General features: G+C 68.8%; 17 protein-coding genes. 8 read left to right on the top strand and 9 right to left on the bottom strand.

What is annotated here, in order from left to right:
• Positions 1-85: 85 nt before the first annotated feature.
• From ACLQ23_RS03030 to ACLQ23_RS03005, 6 genes are all read right to left on the bottom strand, one after another.
• Positions 86-1,543 (bottom strand): argininosuccinate lyase, encoded by a 1,458-nt coding sequence (locus ACLQ23_RS03030; RefSeq protein ID WP_425880312.1) that lies wholly within the window; start codon positions 1,541-1,543, stop codon positions 86-88.
• Between the two features lie 46 nt (positions 1,544-1,589).
• Positions 1,590-2,465, bottom strand: a complete 876-nt coding sequence (locus tag ACLQ23_RS03025; protein ID WP_425880311.1) for a creatininase family protein — start codon at positions 2,463-2,465, stop codon at positions 1,590-1,592.
• Positions 2,453-4,201 (bottom strand): ABC transporter permease, encoded by a 1,749-nt coding sequence (locus ACLQ23_RS03020; protein ID WP_355592823.1) that lies wholly within the window; start codon positions 4,199-4,201, stop codon positions 2,453-2,455. Before ACLQ23_RS03020 ends, ACLQ23_RS03025 begins: the two co-directional genes overlap by 13 nt.
• Complete coding sequence (locus ACLQ23_RS03015; RefSeq protein WP_355592821.1) at positions 4,198-5,271, bottom strand: ABC transporter ATP-binding protein; 1,074 nt, start codon at positions 5,269-5,271, stop codon at positions 4,198-4,200. Before ACLQ23_RS03015 ends, ACLQ23_RS03020 begins: the two co-directional genes overlap by 4 nt.
• Positions 5,272-5,333: 62 nt before the next feature.
• Positions 5,334-6,392, bottom strand: coding sequence for an extracellular solute-binding protein (locus ACLQ23_RS03010; RefSeq protein WP_355592819.1), 1,059 nt, complete (start codon positions 6,390-6,392; stop codon positions 5,334-5,336).
• 234 nt (positions 6,393-6,626) lie between these two features.
• Entirely contained in the window at positions 6,627-7,775 is a 1,149-nt protein-coding gene (locus tag ACLQ23_RS03005; protein WP_355592817.1) for an ROK family transcriptional regulator, read from the bottom strand.
• 523 nt (positions 7,776-8,298) lie between these two features.
• Here ACLQ23_RS03005 and ACLQ23_RS03000 point away from each other — a divergent pair.
• Complete coding sequence (locus tag ACLQ23_RS03000; protein ID WP_355592815.1) at positions 8,299-11,031, top strand: sugar-binding protein; 2,733 nt, start codon at positions 8,299-8,301, stop codon at positions 11,029-11,031.
• A gap of 220 nt (positions 11,032-11,251) precedes the next feature.
• Entirely contained in the window at positions 11,252-11,872 is a 621-nt protein-coding gene (locus ACLQ23_RS02995) for a pyridoxamine 5'-phosphate oxidase family protein (protein ID WP_425880343.1), read from the top strand.
• A 40-nt stretch (positions 11,873-11,912) separates the two neighbouring features.
• On the opposite strand, the gene ACLQ23_RS02990 is transcribed toward ACLQ23_RS02995, so the two are convergent.
• Complete coding sequence (locus tag ACLQ23_RS02990; protein ID WP_425880310.1) at positions 11,913-12,833, bottom strand: NB-ARC domain-containing protein; 921 nt, start codon at positions 12,831-12,833, stop codon at positions 11,913-11,915.
• A 313-nt stretch (positions 12,834-13,146) separates the two neighbouring features.
• Here ACLQ23_RS02990 and ACLQ23_RS02985 point away from each other — a divergent pair, with 313 nt between their 5' ends.
• From ACLQ23_RS02985 to ACLQ23_RS02960, 6 genes are read left to right on the top strand one after another with little or no spacing between them, the layout of a single operon-like run.
• Positions 13,147-13,596: a cupin domain-containing protein gene (locus ACLQ23_RS02985; protein WP_425880309.1), complete on the top strand. Its 450-nt coding sequence runs from the start codon at positions 13,147-13,149 to the stop codon at positions 13,594-13,596.
• On the top strand, positions 13,589-14,959 hold the full coding sequence (locus ACLQ23_RS02980; protein WP_355592809.1) for a class I tRNA ligase family protein: 1,371 nt from the start codon (positions 13,589-13,591) through the stop codon (positions 14,957-14,959). Before ACLQ23_RS02985 ends, ACLQ23_RS02980 begins: the two co-directional genes overlap by 8 nt.
• Positions 14,952-16,001: an NAD(P)/FAD-dependent oxidoreductase gene (locus ACLQ23_RS02975; RefSeq protein ID WP_355592807.1), complete on the top strand. Its 1,050-nt coding sequence runs from the start codon at positions 14,952-14,954 to the stop codon at positions 15,999-16,001. The genes ACLQ23_RS02980 and ACLQ23_RS02975 overlap by 8 nt, the downstream gene beginning before the upstream one ends.
• Positions 15,985-17,274, top strand: a complete 1,290-nt coding sequence (locus ACLQ23_RS02970) for a lysine N(6)-hydroxylase/L-ornithine N(5)-oxygenase family protein (protein ID WP_355592805.1) — start codon at positions 15,985-15,987, stop codon at positions 17,272-17,274. The genes ACLQ23_RS02975 and ACLQ23_RS02970 overlap by 17 nt, the downstream gene beginning before the upstream one ends.
• Before the next feature lie 5 nt (positions 17,275-17,279).
• Positions 17,280-17,660, top strand: a complete 381-nt coding sequence (locus ACLQ23_RS02965) for a hypothetical protein (RefSeq protein ID WP_355592803.1) — start codon at positions 17,280-17,282, stop codon at positions 17,658-17,660.
• A complete protein-coding gene (locus ACLQ23_RS02960) occupies positions 17,653-18,342 on the top strand; it encodes a LysE family translocator (protein WP_355631161.1) in 690 nt (229 codons plus the stop codon). The genes ACLQ23_RS02965 and ACLQ23_RS02960 overlap by 8 nt, the downstream gene beginning before the upstream one ends.
• Before the next feature lie 133 nt (positions 18,343-18,475).
• Here the strand turns inward: ACLQ23_RS02960 and ACLQ23_RS02955 are convergent, their stop codons facing one another.
• Positions 18,476-19,132, bottom strand: coding sequence for an NADPH-dependent F420 reductase (locus tag ACLQ23_RS02955; protein WP_355592799.1), 657 nt, complete (start codon positions 19,130-19,132; stop codon positions 18,476-18,478).
• Positions 19,133-19,331: 199 nt separating this feature from the next.
• Positions 19,332-19,724, bottom strand: a complete 393-nt coding sequence (locus tag ACLQ23_RS02950) for an ester cyclase (protein ID WP_355592797.1) — start codon at positions 19,722-19,724, stop codon at positions 19,332-19,334.
• Between the last annotated feature and the right edge of the window lie 159 nt (positions 19,725-19,883).

Genomic DNA, 19,883 nt, shown 5'->3' with positions numbered 1-19,883 from the left:
CGCCCTTCGGGCCGTCGGTCCACGTCGTGCCGCGAACGCGGCGACACGACATCATCGTTCACGCGGTGCCGTGTCTGTTGCCCCGTCACCGCGCCACCCTCGCCGCGACCGCCTCGGCCAACGCCTCGTCGGCACGGACCAGCCGGTCCCGGAACGCGTCCACACGGGCCGCGACCGCCGTCATCATGGCTCGCAGTTGCGCCACCTGCTCGCGTACGGCCGCTTCGCCCGGACCGTCGGCCTGAGCCCGGCGGAGCACGAACTCCGGGTGCACCGCGGCGGCCAGCAGGTCCCGGATCGCGGCCTCGTCGAGTTCGGCGAGGCCGAGGTCGGCGGCGGTCGACCGGACGTCCTGTTCGGTCCAGGTGGCGGGCGGGCCGTTGCGCACCAGCCGACCGAGCAGCGAGTGGGCGCCCCGGAACGGTACGCCGTGGCGGGCCAGCGCGTCGGCAGCGGCGGTCGTGGTGGCGCCCGAGGCGACGATCTCCTCGCCGGCCGGCGGACGCAGCGGGTCCAGTTCCGCGATCAGCCCGCCGAGCAGGGAGAAGAACCGGTACGCCCGGTCGTCGCCGTCCCAGAGCCGGGCCTGTACGTCGGTGGTGGCGTTGTTGGAGTCCTCCCACCAGGCAGCGCCCACGTTGTTGAGCACGCTGACGGCGTCTGCGGCGGCGGCACCGGCCATCGAGACGAGGTGCTCCAGTACGACCGGGTTGCGCTTCTGCGGCATGATGCTGCTGCCCTGGGTGAACTCGCCGGGCGTGACGACCCAGCCCCAGCTCAGCCAGTCCATCAGGGTGCGGGCCAGCCGGGCGCCGGTGGCGAGCGCCTGCGCGTTGAGGGTGGCGACCCGGACGAGGTGGTCGGCGCCGGCCACCGCCTCGTACGAGTTGATGATGAGCCGTTCGAAGCCGAGCAGGTCCGCCAGGCGGCGGGGCGAGATGTCCAGGTCGGTGCCGGCGAAGGCGCAGGAGCCCAGGGGTGAACGGTTCATCTCGTCGAGCAGGTCGGCGTAGGCGAACCCCTCGCCGACAAGCGCCTCGGCGTAGCCGGCGAAGACGTGCCCGATGCTCGTCGGCTGGGCGGGGCGCCGGTGGGTGTAGCCGGTGATCACCACGTCGGCGTGCCGGTCGGCGCGGTCCAGGATGGTCCGGCCTGCGGCCAGCACCGCGTCGAGCACCTGGAGGAGTTGATCGCGCAGGACCATCCGGAAGACACCGGCGTCGAGGTCGTTGCGGCTGCGGGCGAGCTGCACGCTGAGCTGGGACACCTCGACCCCACAGGCGGCGGCGAGCCGCTTCTCCAGCGTGTAGTAGACGTCCTCGACGCTGCCGTCGTAGTCGAACTCCTCCGGCCGGTCCTCGGTGAGGACGAGCAACCCGCGCAGCATCATCGCTGCCGAGTCGGCGGGGATCAGCCCCTGCTCGGCGAGCATGACGACGTGGGCCTGGCTCGCCTTGACCATCGCGGGATACAGGTGGGCGGCGTGGTGATCGAACACGACGCGGAGGTGGTGCTGCTGATAGATGGTCAGTGCGGGCGTCATCCAGGTCTCCCAATGCGATGCGTTGTCGTACGGGTGGCGAGCGGGGTCATCCGATGGCCTGGTCCGACCGGCCGGTGCCGCCGGACCGGTCGGACCAGGCGGTCTTGTCGGACGAGGCGGGCTGGTCCGCCCCGGGTGGACCGGGTAGCGGCGAGGCCAGCCACGCCTCGATCACCTCACGCAGCCGTGCGCCGGCCAGCTGGCGGATCTCTCGCCCGGCCGCCTCGGTGGCCAGCGAGACGTGACCCGACCAGCCCTGCCACGGGTCGGGCCGCGACTCCACAAGCACGTACGGGTAGGGGGTGGTCAGCTTCGGCTTCGGTGGCAGGTCCGGTGCGGCGGCCAGGTGCACCGCCGCCGGGTCGAAGCCGAGCACTGCCGAGCTCTCGTACGCTCCGCCGTGTCCCCGGGCCGGCAGAGGGCCGAAGATCCCGGCTGTCTCGTCCGGGCTGACCAGCTGGAACCAGTTGGCGAGCAGCAGGCTCGCCAGGTGCCGGCCGGAGACCCACTCCATCGCGGCACGCACTGTGGAGAGGTTGGCGTCGTGACCGTTGACCACGAGGAGCCGGGGGAAGCCCGCCTCGACGATGCCGGCGAGCACGTCGCTGAGGTATCCGACGGCGATCTCGGGGCGCAGCGCCACGGTGCCCGGCCACTGTCGCGTCTGGCCGGGGCATGCGGCGTACGGTGCGGCGGGAAAGAGCACGGCACGGGCCGACCCGGTGGCCAGTTCCCCGGCGAACCCCTCGGCGAGGAGCAGGTCGGTGCCGAGCGGTAGGTGCGGGCCGTGCCACTCGACGGCGCCGACCGGCAGCACCGCGAGGTCCGCCGCCTCGACGACCGCGGCGAACGCGTGGCCGGGAACCCGGGTGACCGGGAGTAGCCCGCCCTCGGCACGCCAGCGTTCGATCAGTTCGTCCACTGTGCGGCCTTCCTGCTCGCGGTACGGCTGCTGTCGAGCCGGCCGGAGAACCACATCACCACGAAGATGAGCAGCACCTGGAGCATGCCGTAGGCAGCGGCGGTGCCGAGTTCGAACGAGTACATCCGGTTGTTGATGGCCACCGAGATCGGCACCGTCGATGAGGTGTAGATCAGCACCGAGGCGACGAACTCGCCGACACCGTGCACGAACGCCAGCAGTGCGCCGGCGAGCACGCCGGGAAGCATCAGCCGTACGGTGATGGTGTAGAAGGCCCGCACCCAGGAGGCGCCGAGGTTACGGGCGGCTTCCTCCAGTGACGGGTCGATGAGCGCCAGCGCCGCCGAGCTGGACCGGAACACGATCGGCAGGAACCGCACGAAGTAGGCAAGCGGCAGGATCCAGAAGGTTCCGACCAGGACCTGCCCGAGGCTGAACGCGTTGCCGGTGCTGAACGCCGAGATCAGGTTGATGGCGACGACAGTTCCGGGCAGCGCCCAGGCGATCATCACGGCCACGTCGAGCAGGCCGCGCCCGACGAACCGCAACCGCCGCACCGCGTACGCGATGAGCACGCCGATCACCACGCAGCCGACCACGGCGAGAAGGCTCATCTGTACCGAGTTGAGGATCGGCCGGAACGCCTTGGGATCGGTGAAGATCGTGACGAAGTTCTCGAAGGTGTACGTCGTCGGCAGCACCTGCGTGGTCCAGGTGCGGTTCTCGGAGAACGCGACGAGCGCGATCGTGGCGACCGGGGCGAGCAGGATCATCGTGGCCAGCACCGAGGCGAACGGGGCCAACCACCGGCCGATCGGATTGTTGATCTCGCGCCGGTTCGCGGAGATCCCCTTCGACTGCGACTGGTAGCTGCGCCGGCCCTCGTACCACCGCATCGCCAGCAGGAAGATGATGGAGACGATGCCCAGCACTGAGGCGTACGCGGAGGCCATCGGCAGGTCGCCGTTGGTCCGGTTGATGTAGATCTGCATCGTCATTGTCTGGCTGACGTTGAACAGCAGCGGCGCGGTGTACGACGCCAGCGAGGTCATGAAGACCAGCAGCGACGCCGAGACCAGCGCCGGGGTGAGCATCGGCAGCATGACGGTCAGCCAGACCCGCAACCGGCTGGCGCCGAGGTTGTACGCAGCCTCCTCGACCGACGGGTCCATTCCGGCAAGTGCTGCGGCGGCGGCCAGGTAGAAGAACGGGTACATGGTGAACGTGTGCACCACGAGTACGCCGGCGATCCCGTCGAACGCCAGGACCGGCTGGTCGGTGCCGAAGAGCGCCTGCAACCCGCGCGGCAGGATGCCGATGTTGCTGTAGAGCAGCTGGAACGACACGGCGCCGATCAGCGGTGGCAGGGCCGCCGGCACCAGGATGAACGCCTCCATGAGCCGCCGGCCGCGGAAGGTGAACCGCTTGAGCAGGAAGGCCATCGAGACGCCGACGATGCCGCAGAGCAGGACGCTCGCCGCCGAGATGAACAGCGAGGTGAACAGGGACTGCCGGGCCACCCCGGAGGAGGTGAAGAACTGGAGGTAGTTCTTCGTGCCGTCGGCGCTGACGCTCTCGGCGAAGGTGGCGAACATCGGTTGGACGACGTAGCCCCAGAGCACCAGGACGAGGGGGAGAACGAGCAGGTAGGGGAACCACCGTGAGGTGGCGCCACCGGCCAGGCGCTGGCCGAGCCCCGCCAGCCTGCCGGGTGTGGGTTCGGAACGAACGGTCACGGCCGGACCACCCAGAGCCGTTCGGCTACGAGGCGCAGGCCCACGACGTCGTCGAGTTTGATGCCGGTCGGCGGGTCGATCACGGCTGCCATCACGTCGATGCCGTCGACGTCGACGTTGAGGTGGGTAGCCATGCCGGTGAACTCGACGTGCGTGATCCGGCCGCGCAGCGCCGCGTCGTCGTCCGGGCCGGCGAGCGTGATGTGCTCCGGGCGGGCCGACACCAACGCGGTGTCTCCCTCGGTGAGGCCGTGACCCGAGGCGGCACCGACGTCGAGCGTCGCGCCACCGGGGAGGCGTACCTGAACCCGGGTCTCCGACGCGCCGACCACCGGAAGGCTCAGGACGTTGCTGCGTCCGATGAACCGGGCCACGAACGAGTTCGCGGGCCGGTAGTAGATCTCCTGCGGAGCGCCGACCTGCTGGACCTGCCCGGACTGCATGACCGCGATGCGGTCCGACATCGACATGGCCTCGGCCTGGTCGTGCGTGACGTAGATGCTGGTGAGGCCGCTCTCGCGGTGGATCCGCCGGATCTCGGTGCGCGTCTCCTCGCGGAGCTTCGCGTCGAGATTGGACAGCGGCTCGTCGAGCAGCAGGGTGCGGGGTCGGATGACAAGCGCCCGGGCCAACGCGACCCGCTGCTGCTGGCCGCCGGAGAGCGCGTCGATGCGCCTGTCGCCGTACCCGGTGAGGTGCACCTGGGCGAGTGCCTCGTCGATCCGGCGGGTCCGCTCCTCGCGGGAGACCCGACGGACCTTCAGCCCGTACGCGACGTTCTGCGCCACCGACATGTGCGGGAAGAGCGCGTAGTTCTGGAACACCATGCCGGTGTCCCGCTTGTTCGGCGACCAGCGCGTCACGTCGTCGTCGCCGAAATGGATGTGCCCGGAAGTCGGGAAGTAGAACCCCGCCACCATCCTCAGGGTCGTGGTCTTGCCGCATCCACTCGGTCCGAGGAGAGTGAAGAACTCGCCGGCTCCGATGGTGATGGTGACGTTGTCGACCGCCGCTGCGTCGCGCGACTTGTCGAAGCGCTTGCTGACGGCCGCCAGCCGGACATCGATCATTTTTCTGGGTCCTTCCAGGACGGGGCCGGGTCGTGTCGTGGCACGACCCGGCCCCTGTCAACTCAGCCCTTGTCCTTGATCTCCGCGTTCCAGTGGTTGATCCAGGCCGTCTCGTTCTTGCCGATGACGTCCCAGTCGACGTCCATCGGCTTGAGGCCCAGGTTGGCCAGCCACTCCGGCTTCTCGGCGATCTCCACCGCAGGGATCTGGAAGTAGTCCTTGGCGAGGGTGGCCCGCAGCGAGTCGTCGAAGAGGAACTCGAGGAACTTCTCGGCACCGGCCTTGTTGCCGCCCTTGACCGCGGCCACACCGTCGACGAGCACAGGGGCGCCCGAGGCCGGCATGACGTAGCCGAACGGCATCTTCTTGTCGGCCTGCAGCAGCACGTCCTGCAGGTTCCAGGCGCTCACCACGCCCTGCTCACGCGACATCTTGAGGTAGAGGTCGGCGGGGTTGGCGGCGTACTCGACGGTGTTGGCGTCGAGCTTGCGCAGCCAGTCGTAGCCGGGCTGGGGGTTGGACCCGTCAGCCGAGAGGCGCTGGATCATCGAGGAGTAGATCGAGCGCATGGTGCCGGAGGCAGCCACGTCCCGGATGATGATCTTGTTCTTCCACTTCGGGTCGATCAGGTCGTCCCAGTCCTTCGGCGCCTCGTCCGCGCTAAGCGCCTTGTTGTTGTACATGATGACCTCGGGCAGCAGGATCTCGCCGAACCAGCGACCCTCGGCGTCCTTGTACCGCGCGTCCATCTTGCCCGCGAACGTGGGCTGCCAGGCCTCCAGCAGGCCCTCCGAGGCGCCGGTGGCGAGACCCTGCTGGGTGCCGCCCCACCACACCGAGGCCTGCGGGTTGGCCTTCTCGGCGCGAACCCGCTCGAGCACCTCCTGGGCGCCCATGTTGAGCACCTCGACCTTGCCCTTGTACTCCGGGTTCTTCGCGGTGAACTGCTCGACGACGTAGTCGGTGACAGCCTTGTCGCGGGCGCTGTAGATGACGAACTTCTCGGCCGACGCGGCCGGGGACGAGCCGGCGTCGCCGCTGTCGTCACTGCCGCCGCCGCAGGCGGCGGTGGCAGCCAGCATCGCGCCGAGCGCGATTGTCATTACCCAGGGACGTCTCATTGGTACCTCCACTCAAGGGGGATCTACGGGGGATTTCTGATGGAAGCTCGTAAATCGAAATCACTGTGCCGAAATGCGGTGGATCTCCGCCCGGTCACGTCGATCGACGATCGAGTGGTGCCCGGAGCGGGGTTCGGGGGCCCGCCGGAGCTGGATGTGGGCGTGACTCGTCCGGTTGTTCAGGTGCGGACGCTGGGGGAAGAAGGGGGACGAGGTGTCGGTCGGTGGTGGTGGTCAGGGCAAGGTGGGCAGCGGAACCGCGGCCGACAGCGCGTAGCTGATCGCTCCGTGCAGGACGGCCTGGTCGCCGAGGGTGGCTCGGCGTACCTCAGTCGGGGCCGGGGTCTTGGCCGAGAGCAGTCTCTGGAGTTGTTCGAGCGTGGCGTCGTCGAGTTCCGCGGCGGCGCCGCTGAGCAGCACCATCCCCGGGTCGACAACGCAGACGCAGGAGAGGATGAGCCGGGCCCAGGCGTCGAGCACCTCGTCGAGATACTCGCGCGCCGGGCGCGACGTGGCGGCGAGTTCGATCAGCTCCCGCACCGGCGACTCCGGCCGCCGCCCCGGGTGCAGGGCGACCACCTGCTCGGCGATGGCGTTCACCGACCACCGGGCCTCGAACTCGCCCACGCCGCTGTAGCTGTGTTTGGGTGCGGAGTCCAGGGGCAGGAAGCCCACCTCGCCGGCCGCCCCGCTGGCGCCCCTGCGGACCTTGCCGTCGAGGACGAGACCGGCGCCGATGCCGTCCGCGACGTGCACCAGCAGCAGGTTGGCGACGTCCGCTCCGGCGCCGGCGACACACTCGCCTGCGGCCATCAGGTTGACATCGTTGTCGACGACGACGGGCACGCCGAGGCGTTGCTGAACCGACGCGCCGATCGGCCACGCTTCGACAAGCCCCACCGACGGCGCGAGGCGTACCGCGCCGTTTGTCGAGACACCCGGCACCGCGATGGCGACGCCGCGCAACGACGGCAGGTTGTCGCCGACGAGGTCCAGGACGAACCCGCAGATGGTCTCGACAACGTCGCCACCGAACCGCGCGGTGCGATGCGCGATGAGCGCGCCCTCGCTGTCGGCGATCTCGCAACTGATCCGGGTCGGCTCCAGCGACACCGCGGCGACGAGCTCGGCACGCGGGTTGAACTCGAGCATTTCGCGGGGGCGACCGGTGGTGGGTGCGCCCGGCCCACGTTCGATGAGGTAGCCCTCGGCGATGAGCTCTCGCACGAGAACTGTCACGGTGGCCGCCGGAAGACCCGTCATCTCGGCGAGGTCCACCCGGGACAGCAGTCGCGCCTGCCGGGCAGCCAGGATCACCGAGAGACGCTTGATCTCACGGGACCGCTCACGGCTGACCGGGCTGGTCGTTGCTTTGTCGGACACAGTTATTTCCTACTGAGAAAAAACTATGGCGTCAAGTAACGAGATCATCTCGGTGCCTGGCGTGGGAAAACAGAGATCCACGGCGAGCCGCGGCCCGGCTGAACCATCGCGATCGGACGAATGTGGCCCCAGCACAGAAGTCGCGCACCCCAAAGTCGGGCAAACGGCTCTGATCACCAAAGTGGAGCGACGCGCCAAGCCCGTGAACAGGCACATCGTTTATTCGAAGAAGGAAGAAAGTCGCTCCGGCCTATTGACTAGCACGCCGCAAGATCCCTAGCGTTACCGCCCGAAGGCCTTCTGGTGAATCCATCCCTACCACTGTGCGAGCCGCTCGTGACGTGGCGGTGGTCAGGCACCACACCCCCACTGCCGAGCGACGCGTACGCGTGGAGACCGCCCCGCGGTCTCCAGTGGACAGCTGTTCACTTCCGGGCCCGGCAGGAGCCAACTGCCAAGAGGCTCCTGCCGGGCCCACACCGTCCCCCACGCAGCACTCGCCCCCACACGAAGAGGTATGCCAATGAAATGGCGCACCACGGCGACTATCGCCATGTGCGGTTTGCTGTCGCTAGGCCTGGCCAGCCCGGTCCAGGCCGGCCCCAAGGCCTCGTCACCCAAGCACTCGTCACCCAAGCCCGGCGACAAGGCCATCAAGCCTGTCGACCTGGACGTCATGTTCATCGGCGCGCACCCCGATGACGAGGCCGGCCAGCTCGGCATGCTGGGATACTGGAACGAGTATCACGGCATGAAGGCCGGCGTCATCACCACCACCCGCGGAGAGGGCGGCGGCAACGCCACCGGCCTCGAAGAGGGCCCCGAACTCGGCATCCTGCGCGAGGCCGAGGAGCGTAAGGCGGTGGCCTACGCCGGGATCGAGCACATCTACAACCTGGACGCGCTCGACTTCTGGTACACGGCCAGCGCCCCGCTGACCGAAGAGGTCTGGGGCTACCAGGAGACGCTCTCCCGGATCGTGCGGGTGCTGCGGACCACCAAGCCCGAGGTCATCCTCACGATGAACCCCTCGGCCACCCAGGGCAACCACGGTAACCACCAGAAGTCGGCAATGCTGGCGGTCGAGGCGTTCTACGCCGCGGCGGACCCGAAGGCCTTCCCGGAGCAGATCAAGAACGAGGGCCTCAAGCCCTGGCGGGTCTCCCGGATCTTCCAGACCGGTGGCAGTGGCACGACCGGCACCAACGGCCCCGCCTGCGAGACCACGTTCACGCCGGCTGAGGCCAGCAACGTCATCTTCGGCACCTGGCAGGGCTACGAGTCGGCACGTCACGACGGCAACCGGTGGAACACGGTCCAGACCTGGGCCCGCCGGGAGTACGTGTCGCAGGGCTGGGGCAACAGCTCCTTCCCGACGACCAACCCGGCCAACATCGGCTGCAACCGGCTGACCCTGATCGACACGCGCACCCCGTACCCGGACCCGAACGTCGGTGCCGGCACCGGTGCGCTCCAGGGCGCCACCCTCCGCGCTCCCGGCGGCCTGCCGCTGGGTACCGAGGTCCACGTGCGTCCGCAGAAGTGGGAGGCCCTCGCCGGCCAGCCCATCAAGGTCGACACGGTGCTCTACTCCGAGAAGGCCATCCCCGGCGCCAAGGTCACCCTTGACGTTCCGGCCGGCTGGCGGGTCAGCGGCAACGGAAACGTCGGCACGCTCACCCCGCGCAAGCAGGTCGTGAAGAGCTTCACGGTCACCCCGCCCGCGCAGGTCACTGTGGGCGAGCGGTTCAAGATCAACGCCACGCTGACCAGCAAGAAGGACGGCAGCGGCACCAGCAGCGCCCGCGTGCAGGGCACTGCTCCGGTGCGCGGCACCCTGGAGCCGCTGGAGGAGATCGCCGACTTCCGCGAGTGGTCGGTCCGTAACAAGACCCAGCAGCTCGACGCGCTCATCGAGTCCCTGCTGAACATCCCCAGCGGTGGCACCCGTGACGTCAAGGTCAACCTGACCAACCACGGCACGCGGGTCGAGTCCGGAACGGTCAAGCTGAACGTTCCGGCCGGCTTCACAGTGGCGCAGCAGCAGCTGTCGTACAGCGGGCTTCAGCCCGGCGCCCGTACCTCGGTGACCTTCACGGTCACCAACTCCGACACGTCGCTGCCGACCGCCAACCGGGCGCCGGACAACGGCGCGTACCGGGTGGGGATCGAAACCAGCTTCAACGGTGGCAGCGCCATCGAGCCGGGTGTGTTCAACCTGGTGCCGACCACCACCATCCCGAAGGCCGCCACCGCGCCGGTCGTCGACGGTCACGGCCACGACCACGAGTACACCGGCGAGGTCATCGACATCTCGACGCGCTGGGAGGGCACCGCCGCTCCGGCGTCGGACATCTCCGGCACCGCCCAGCTCACCCACACCGATGACGCCCTGTACGCCATCTTCAACATCACCGATGACGTGCTCGGCACCCTCCTGCCGGCGGTGGACTGCAAGCGTCCGCGCCGTAACGACAACATCGAGTTCGGCATCGACCCGCGCGGCAACTCGGCAAACACCTCCACGGTGTTCAACGTGGCGCTCTTCCCGGCCACCAACGACCCGGCCAACGGCAACCCGCCGTGCTTCGCCCGGGAGCGGGACAACCACCAGGGTGGCCCCGAGACCGCACCGGGTCTCGAGATCGCCTCGGTCGTCACCAGCAACCCGTACACGGGTTACCGGATCGAGGTCAAGATCCCGTTCAGCGTGCTGCCGGACAACATCGACCCGGCCCGGATGGGTATGAACATCCTGGTCAACGACTCGGACACGCAGGACCTGTCCTCGCAGACCCGGGTCGGTTGGTCGACCTGGAGCGGCGTGCGGGCCGACCCGTGGCGTTGGGGTAACGCGATCCTGCCGGATCTGACGGCGCGACCGTCGGCGCCCAAGGCTCCGATCATGCCGGACACGGCTGCGCAGAGCGTCAACTCGCCGCAGACCATCCTCCAGTCCTCCATGGACGGGGTGGCACCGGGTGGTTACGCGGCGCTGCCGGACGGCACCGTGAAGATCAAGAAGGTAACCGCGACCAACTCGAAGGTCTCGGTGGAGCTCAAGGTGAAGAAGTCCGGCACCGCCCGGGTCTTCGTCTGGGACGGCGAGCGGGTCGTGGCGGAGACCACTGCCAGCCTGAGCAAGGACCGCACTCTGGTTCTGCCGCTGAACGGGGCGCTTCCGGCCGGCTCGTCGCTGCTCGTCTCGTACGAGCGGGGCGACGCCACCGCCGGTCTCGCTCACAAGCTGCGCTGATCGAATCGGTAAACGCGTCGACCTGACGCACTGATGGGCCGGGCCGCGAGGTCCGGCCCATCAGCCGTATCCATACCAGTCTCGGCGGAACGCTCCTACACTCCAGCCCGGACCACGCTCCGGCTTTTCGAGGCTGCCGGGACAGGAAACCGACGGGAGACCGCAAGTGAGCGACGCCGACCTGCCGTTGTCCGCAACGCCCCGAACCGCGTTGCGTCGTATGAAGGAGAAGGGCCACAGCGACCGGAGCGCCCTCTTCGACGTCCTGCGGGCCAGCTTCGTCTGTCATCTCGGCGCGCTCGTGGACGGCTACCCGATGGTCGTCCCCACCGTCTACGGGTTCGACGACAAGCACCTCTACCTGCACGGGTCGGTGGCCAGCCGGAGCCTCACGACCGGCGTGGAGGTCTGCGCCACCGTCACCGTCGTCGACGGACTGGTGCTGGCACGCTCGGTCTTCGAACACGGGGTCAACTACCGCAGCGCGATGGTCTACGGCCTGCCGCGTTGGGTGACCGACCCCGACGAGAAGCTGCATGGCCTCCGGACGCTCACCGAGCATGTCGCCCCCGGCCAGTGGGACTACGCCCGTCAGCCGAACCGGAAGGAACTGGCCGCCACCGCCCTGCTGGCGCTTCCGCTCACCGAGGCGTCGGTCAAGACGCGCAGTGGCCCGCCGGACGATGGCGACAGCCCGGACGCGGAACGTGGCAACTGGGCAGGGGAACTGCCCCTTGTCGCGCGGTGGCAGCAGCCGTTGACCGACCCTGTGCTACCGGCGACCGTGCCGGTGCCGGCGCACGTGGCCGCCCGCGTCGGTGCGCGGGTCGACAAACCCTGATCGACGGCGGCCGGGCCCGGCCGCCGTGGGTGGCGGCGTTCTAGCGCAGTTGCCGGGCAAGGTCCGTGAGGGACAGTCGGGGGTCGGTGGCCACGCAGGCGGCCGCCGCCGTCAGCGCCCGGGGATAGCCCGCGCAGTGGGCGACGATGCTCTCCAGCGCCTCGCGCTCGGTGGCGAGCCGCCGCTCACCGAGACGGGACCGGAGCAGGTGCCACGCCTCAGCGGGGCCGAGTTCGTCGACCACGACGGGACGCGCGGCCTCTACCGCCACCAGACAGCTCAGGCGATCGCGGCTGGTCACCACGACCATGCAGCCCGCGACACCGGGCAACAGCGGTCGTGCCTGGTCGGCGTCCCGCGCGTCGTCGAGCACGATGAGCATCCGCCGCCCGGCCAGGGCGCTCCGGTACAGCCCGGCCCGTGCGGCCGGATCGCACGGAATGTCGCCGGGTACGTCCAGCGCCTGGATGAGGCTGCCAAGCGCGTCGGACGGGGCCACCACCTGGTCGTCCGGGCGGCTTCCCCGCAGGTCGAGGTAGAGCACGCCGTCGGCGAAGCGAGGGGCGACGCGGTGCGCCCAGTGCAGCGCCAACGCTGTCTTGCCGATCCCGCTCGGCCCGGTGAGGACGCAGATCACCACTGCCGACATTCGCCGCGGTCCACCGTCGAGCAGCCCGTCGAGTTGGGCGAGTTGTACTGATCGACCGACGAAGTCCGGTGTGCCGAGCGGTAGCTGCATGGGACGTATCCGGGCCGTTGGTGAGGGGCGGGCGGGAAGATCGAGCGCGTCGCGCAGCAGACGAACGGTCGCCGGTCGCGGCTGGGTCACCCGCGCCGACTCCAGGTTGCGGATGCTCCGGACGCTCAGTCCGGTTCTCGCGGCCAATTCCTCCTGGGTGAGATTGGCCCGCTGTCGTGCTGCAATAATTTCATCACTCAGGGTATTGATGAAGCCGATCACAATGCCGTCTCCACTCGTCGGCCCGTACGGATTTGGCCGAATTGCGCGGGCGATGCGCCGGATTTGACCCGCTGTCTGGGAAGTCAGCAGCGACATTTGCCGGTGATCTGCCGGTGCGATTCCTGTTTGCGTGGTCACTTTAAGTCCACAGTGGCCTTGCCGCCATTGGTGGCGGTGAAAGTGGCCAGAACGCGTGACGACGTACCGAGCCTGCTGTGCGCCGTATGTCAGCACTGGTCGATCACCGCCTGGACATCGGCGGGATTAATTGCGTTGCGTAATACCTCAGTCCAACCGAGCACGGAGGATGGGCATGCGTAGATATGTCAGCGATGCAGCAGAACTTACCGAGGAGTACGGAATCCAGATCGGCCGCTGGAAGCAGTACCGGGACCTCGGGCCGCTGCCGTTCGACGCGATGTGGTGCGTCATCCCGCCCGGTGGCAGCAGCGCTGAGGACGTGCACCCGGAGGTCGAGTTCGCGGTCGTGACCCGCGGCACCGCCATCTACGAGGAGGGTGGGGAGAAGGTCGAAGTGCCGACCGGCGGTGTCATCCTGCTCGATCCCGAACAGCGCCATGTCATCCACAACCCGTCCCCGGTGCAGCCGCTGACGATCCTGAGCATCTACTGGATGCCCCAGGACGCCGCCGCTGCCGCCGACGCCGCTGCCGCCGACGCCGCTGCCGCCGACGCGGATGCCGCCGATGCGGACGCCGCCGCTGCCACTGACGGTGCGAGTGGTGGTGCGGGCAGTGACTGAGGCCCTCGGTGCGGCGGCACCGGGCGCCGTGCTCGTGGTGACCCCACCGCCGACACCTAACGGGCCACTGCACGTCGGCCACCTCTCCGGCCCGTACGTCGCCGGGGACATCGCGGTCCGCGCGCTGCGCGCCGATGGCCGCCGGGTGGTAGCGCAGTCCGGCCTGGACGCCCACCAGAACTACGTGCTGGCGCGCGCCGAGACGCTCGGGGAGACCGTGACGGACACCGCCGCCCGCTACCAGGCGTTGATCTGTACGGCCCTGGACGCGGCCCGCATCCGCTACGACATCATGGCCGATCCGCTGGCCGACGAGGGCTACCGCAGCAGCGTGGCCGGGCTGCTCACCGAACTGGTCGAGGCGAAGGCCGTCGAGATCGCCCCGGTGTCGCTGCGCGCCTGCTCCGCCTGTCACCGGGTCCTGCACCACGTACGGGTCACCGGGACCTGCCCGGTCTGCGGAGCAGGTGCCGCCGGCGGCACGTGTGAGGGCTGCGGCGGGTTCTGCACGGCCGAGACCCTGGTCGGGGCGCGGTCGACATGCTGCTCGGCCGCACCCGAGCCGGTCACCCACACGATCCCGGTGCTCCGCCTGGCAGAGCACCGGGAGCGACTTGCCGGGTTCTGGTCTCGCGCGGTGCTGCCGCCCCGGCTGCGCCGACTCGTCGGGTCGTACCTCGACGGGGCGCTGCCGGATGTGCCGCTCGCCTATCCGACGGACTGGGGCATCGAGTGGGACGACGGTCTGCGGATCGACGTGTGGGCGGAGATGGCACTGGCCAACCTGGTCATGCCCGCGCGCCACCTGCGTCCGGACGTGGACACCCTGGCCGGGTACCTCGACGCGTGGCAGGGCATCGACGAGCAGTGGATCTTCCTGGGGGTCGACAACGCGTTCTACTACGCGGTCCTGATCCCGGCCCTGCACCTTGCCGCCGGACTGCCCGATCGTCCGACCGGTCTGGTGGTCAACGAGTTCTACCGGCTCACCGGCTCGAAGTTCTCCACAAGCCGGCAACACGCCATCTGGGCCGACGGGTTCCTGTCCAGTGAGGACCCGGCGGTGGTGCGGGCGTTCGTCAGCTGGGACCGGCCGGACAGTTACGAGTCCGACTTCCGCCCGGAGGCGTATGAGGCTTTCAAGACGCGGTACGCGGCCGTCCTGGACGGGAATGCCCCCGCCCTCGACGCGGCGCTTGCGGACATCGAGCTGACGCGGGGCGAGCAGGCACTGCGCCCGGAACACTTCGATCCCGCCACGGCGGTCCGCGCGGCGCTTGCCGCGTACCGCAGCAGCCCGGAACGGGCGGCCCGGCTGCTGGGTCTGATCGGCGGAACCCTCCCGGCGGAGTCCGGTGGCTGAGCCACGGGTACTCGTCGTCGGTGCCGGCCTGGGTGGGGCCCTGCTGGCTCGACGGTTGCAGGATGCCGGCGCCCAGCCGGTGCTGATCGGCGCGGAAATCGACAGGTCGGAGGGCGGGTACGCCGACGCCACAGCCGCCTCCGGCGGCCTGGTGCGGGCGTTCGAGCCCGACCCGGACGCCCGGTCCCTGGCCACCGCCAGCCTCGCCGAACTGCTGGCCGACCCGGTGCTTGCCGAGCAGGCCGGCTGGCGGAAGACCGGCTCGCTCTACCTGCTGGACACCGGCGACTCCGGTCTGGTGGCCGGTGTCGAGGCGCCGGGGGTCGAGGTGCTGACAGGTACGCAGGTCGCCCGCCGGTTCGGCTTCGGCGGGCTGCCGGAGCGCAGCGTGGCGGTCTGGGAACCGCACGCCGGATACATCGTCCCGGACCGACTGCGCCGGGCGGCCCTCGCCGGGCTGGACCGGACCGAGGCAACGCCTGTGGCACGGCTCGACGGGGACACTGTCGAACTGCGGGACGGTCGGCGAATCACCGGCGACCTCGTGGTCGTCGCCGCCGGAGCGTGGACCCCTGGCCTGCTGCGTACCGCCGGGCTCGCCACCACATTGCGCACTAAACACATCCAGTACGCCCACTACGCCGTGGCGCGGAACGACCTGCCGTGTTTCGTCGACGAGACCAGTGGTCTCTACGGCCGACCGGCGGGACCGGGACGCCTGCTGCTCGGCCTGCCGAGCACGCGCTGGGACGTCGAACCGCCGGCCCCCGAGCCGGACGTCGACCTTACCGAACAGGTCCGGGCAACCGCCCTGCTGCGGCTGCCGGGCCTGGACCCGCGGCCGCTGGACCCGCCGGTAAGCGCCGTCGACTGCTACAGCGAACCCGCCGGTCTGGCGCTGCGAGCCGTCGCCGGAACCGCGCACACCTTCACCTTCACCGGCGGAAGTGGAGGCGCCGCCAAGACCGCGTTGGCCGCCAGCCGCCTCGCCGCCACCGCCCTGCTCGACAACCGTTCCGCCGTCAATGTCCCAACGGGTTAGACAGAGGCAGAAGATGACGCAGACATATCACGCAGTGGGTATTGGTGCCGGGCCAGCCAACCTGAGCCTCGCGGCAATGTACGACGTCCTCGCGCCACACCAGATCGCCCTGTTCGAGGCGCGTGACCAGCCGGGGTGGCACGACGGGATGCTGCACAGCGGCGTACGGATGCAGACCGGCTGGGTAAAGGACCTGGTCTCGCTGTACGACCCGACCCATCCGTTGTCGTTCCTCAACTACCTGGTCACCACGGGCCGGGTCTACGCCCTGCTGGGTGCGGGCTTCGACACGATCCCGCGGGTGGAGTACCAGCAGTACCTGGTGTGGGCTGCGAGCCAGTTGCCGCACATCACCTACGGCACCCGGATCGACAGCGTCGAGTTCGACGGCTCGCTGGTGAGCCGCAGCGGCGGGGAAGCTGTCGCCCGGTCCCAGCACCTGGTGATCGGCACCGGGACGACGCCCTTCGTGCCCGAGTTCCTGGGTGCCCTCGACCCCCGACACGTCTTCGTCGCCGACGAGCTGAACCAGCGCCTCACCACGGTGCCCGACGAACCGGACCTGCCCTGGATCGTGATCGGCAGCGGTCAGACAAGCGCCGAATGCGTCGCGGCGCTGCTCAGCCGTGGGTGCCGCGACATCAAGTGGATCGGCCGCCGGTCGTGGTTCGCGCCGTTGGAGGATTCCCCTTCCGCCAACGACCTGTACCGACCCGCGTACCAGGAGGCGTTCCTCAACCTCTCCAGGGACGTCCGCGAACGCCTCGTCTCGGGCCAGATCCTCACCAGCGATGGCATCTCGCCCGGCACGCTGCGCGGCATCTACCAACACAACTACGAGGAGCGGCTGCGGGCCGGGCGGTTCCCGGTAACGATCATGCCGAGCCGGACCGTTACCGGCGCCCGGCAGCTGGACGGCGAGATCGAGCTGGAGTGCCTCACCGCCGGAAGCGGCGAGGAACGGCACCGGGCGGCGAACGTTGTGGTCGCGGCGGGACGGCGGCTCGCGCCGCTGCCCTTCGACCCGGAACTGTCGGCAGCCGTCGACGTGGACGAGCGCGGCGAGCCGATCATCGAGTCGGACTACTCGATCCGGTGGAAGCACGCCGACGACCACAAGATCTTCGTGCTGAACCGGGGCCGTTACGTGCAGGGGCTCGTCGACTCCAACCTGAGCATCCTGCCGATCCGCAGCGCGATGATCCTCAATTCGATCGCGGGCCGCGTCGTCTGCCCGTTCCGCGACGACTACCTCAGCACCCAGTGGGCGTGAGCGCGATGAGCACATTCGACTACGACGACAAGATCTTCGTTTCCGTGGACCACTGCGATCCCGATGCCGCACCGCTTACCGGGCACTACCACCAGCGGGACGACCTCGTGTGGGCGGAGATCACCGGCGGCGCCGTGCGACGCGGCTCGCTGGCCGGGACCTGCGACGCCGAGGGCGTGGTGCGGTTCGCGTACATGGAGGTGCTCACCGACGGCGCCATCGTGGTCGGCGAGTGTGTCTCCCGACCCGAGCGGCTGCCGGACGGACGGATCCGGCTGCGCGAGGAGTGGCGCCGACACGGCCCACTGCCGGACAGCGGCGTGTCCGTCATCGAGGAGGTCGCCCAGGCATTGGCCGCTCAGAGAAAGAACCCGCAGCATGTCTGACATCCAGATCGTCGCCTTCGTCGCCGCCAGCCTCCTGATCATCATCGTTCCGGGGGTGGACTTCGCGCTCGTCACCAGGCAGACCGTCCGGTATGGCCGGCAGGCTGGCTTCGTGGTGCTGGCCGGGCTCGTCGTGGCAGCCCTGGTACATGCCTCGCTCGCCACGGCCGGTCTGTCCGCCTTGCTGCTCTCCTCGCCGGTGCTCTACACGGTGCTGCGCATCGCCGGCGCCCTCTACCTGGTCTACCTGGGCGGCACAATCCTCTGGGCCACCCGGCCACGGCGGGTGGCCCCGGCCGAGCAACCGGTCACGGTCGGCGCGGGCTCGGGCGGCAACGGTACGGGTACGACAGTCGTGGAGCCCTCTGTAGACGAGGAACCGCACGTGGCGCGGCGGTCGTTCATCATGGGGATCACCAGCCAGCTGCTGAACATCAAGGTGGTCATCTTCTACGTGTCGTTCGTGCCGCAGTTCGTCAAGCCCGGTGACGGGGCGGCGGCCCGTACGGCGGTGCTTGCCGCTACGTTCATCGGCCTCGCGGTGCTGTGGTGGGCCTGCTACATCCTGCTCATCGACCGGCTGCACCCCTGGTTGACCCGCCCGTCAGTGCTCAAGGTGATCGAGCGGCTGACGGGCGTGATCCTGATCATCCTCGCGATCCGGATCGCCGTCAGCTCCTGAGCGCGTCCGTGGCGGTCCACCGCGCGTGGACGTGCGTCGTCGGCCTTCGCCGTGGTGGCCGCCGTGGCGGTGGCGGCCGGGGGAGCGGCACCACCGCCACGGCAATGGGTGTGGCCCGGTTGAAAGGGAAAGGTCACCTCATGATTACCGGCTTCGCTCTCTTCAGGTTGAGGACCAACTCCTCGCGGCTCTGCCCGGGCACGGAACGGTTCCACATGGGAGTGCCGGGGGCGGAGCGCCACGATTCGCTCAACGGACTGTTGTCGACGGTGTCGAATCCGAACTGGTCGTACAACCGCGTGACAAGTTCGACCGCTTCGGGGTGGTCGCTTGAGACCGTCAGCGCAATCCGATCGGGAGCGCCTGCCGGTCGTCCCATCCTGAGCAGGCTGGGAGCCTGGATGTGAGTGAATGCCTTGGCGATCTTAGACCTCGGGAGTTGCTCCTGGCGTAGCTCGTGAACGGTCTTCTCGCCAGAGTCGATCACCGGAATATGTCCGTCGCGCCAGATCATGTAGTTGTTGGTGTCCAGCACGATCTTGCCCGCGAGTTCCTCGACAGGTAGGTCGACGACGGTCCTGTACGGAAAGGCGAGGATCGTGAAATCGCCCGCTGCCGCAGCCTCCGACGCATACGCGGCACGGGCCGCCGGGCCGAGCTCGGCAACAAGACCTTTCAATGTCCCCGGCCCACGCGAGTTGGCGATGACAACCTCGTACGCGTTCGCTATTGCCGCACGCGCAATCTGACTGCCCACCTCACCGGCGCCGACGATCGCAATTGTTGTCACGGGTGCCTCCACACAGGATTTCTCAGCGGCGGTGCTTCTTTCACGTGTCCGATCGCGCCCTGCTTTAGCACGCCGGGCGGTGGGGCAACTCCCTTCCGCCGAGGCCCAGGCATTCGCCGTGCACCGGCAAGCCAACCGCCGCCGACCGCGGGAAACAAGGTCGGCGGCGGGCGTCGAGGCCTGTTGTGCGGTTGGCGGGTCAGGCGGCGAGCTGCTGTCGTACGGTGTCGGTGTCCATCAGGTACCACATGTGCTTGAACTTGCCATCCTGGATCTGGTAAAAGGCAGTTTCGGCGAACGTGATGGACTTGCCGGTGGGGGTCAGGCCGTTCCATTCCTTCGCGGGTGTGCCGGTGTCGATCAGGCGGGCGGCTACCCGGTCGCCTTCGACGACGAGGTCCTGGACCTCCCAGTGCAGGTCCGGCACCGCGTCGACGTGCTTGTGGAACTCGGCGACCATGTCGGCCATCTTGACCGGGGTGCCGTTCATGATCACCTCTTCGTGGGCGAAGTCGGCCATGCGGTCGAACTCGCGCTTGTTCGCCAGTTCGACGTACCGCAGGTAGAAGTCGCGCAGCTCCTGAGTGGTCATGCCCGAAATCGTTGCGTTGGTGCTCATGATCAGTTTTCCATTTCGTTGGTGCCGCCTGCTTGTCCAGGTCGGCGGTGCGGCTGGAGCGGACCCGTCCATGTTTTGTACCGCTCGGTTGTAGGTTGAACCATAACAGGTTCTGTACCGATCGGTATGGTG

This window comes from Micromonospora sp. DT41 (assembly GCF_049841715.1).
Lineage (GTDB): Bacteria > Actinomycetota > Actinomycetes > Mycobacteriales > Micromonosporaceae > Micromonospora > Micromonospora profundi.
The sequence above is the reverse complement of the archived record's forward strand: the minus strand, read 5'-3'. Positions and strand labels throughout refer to the sequence as shown.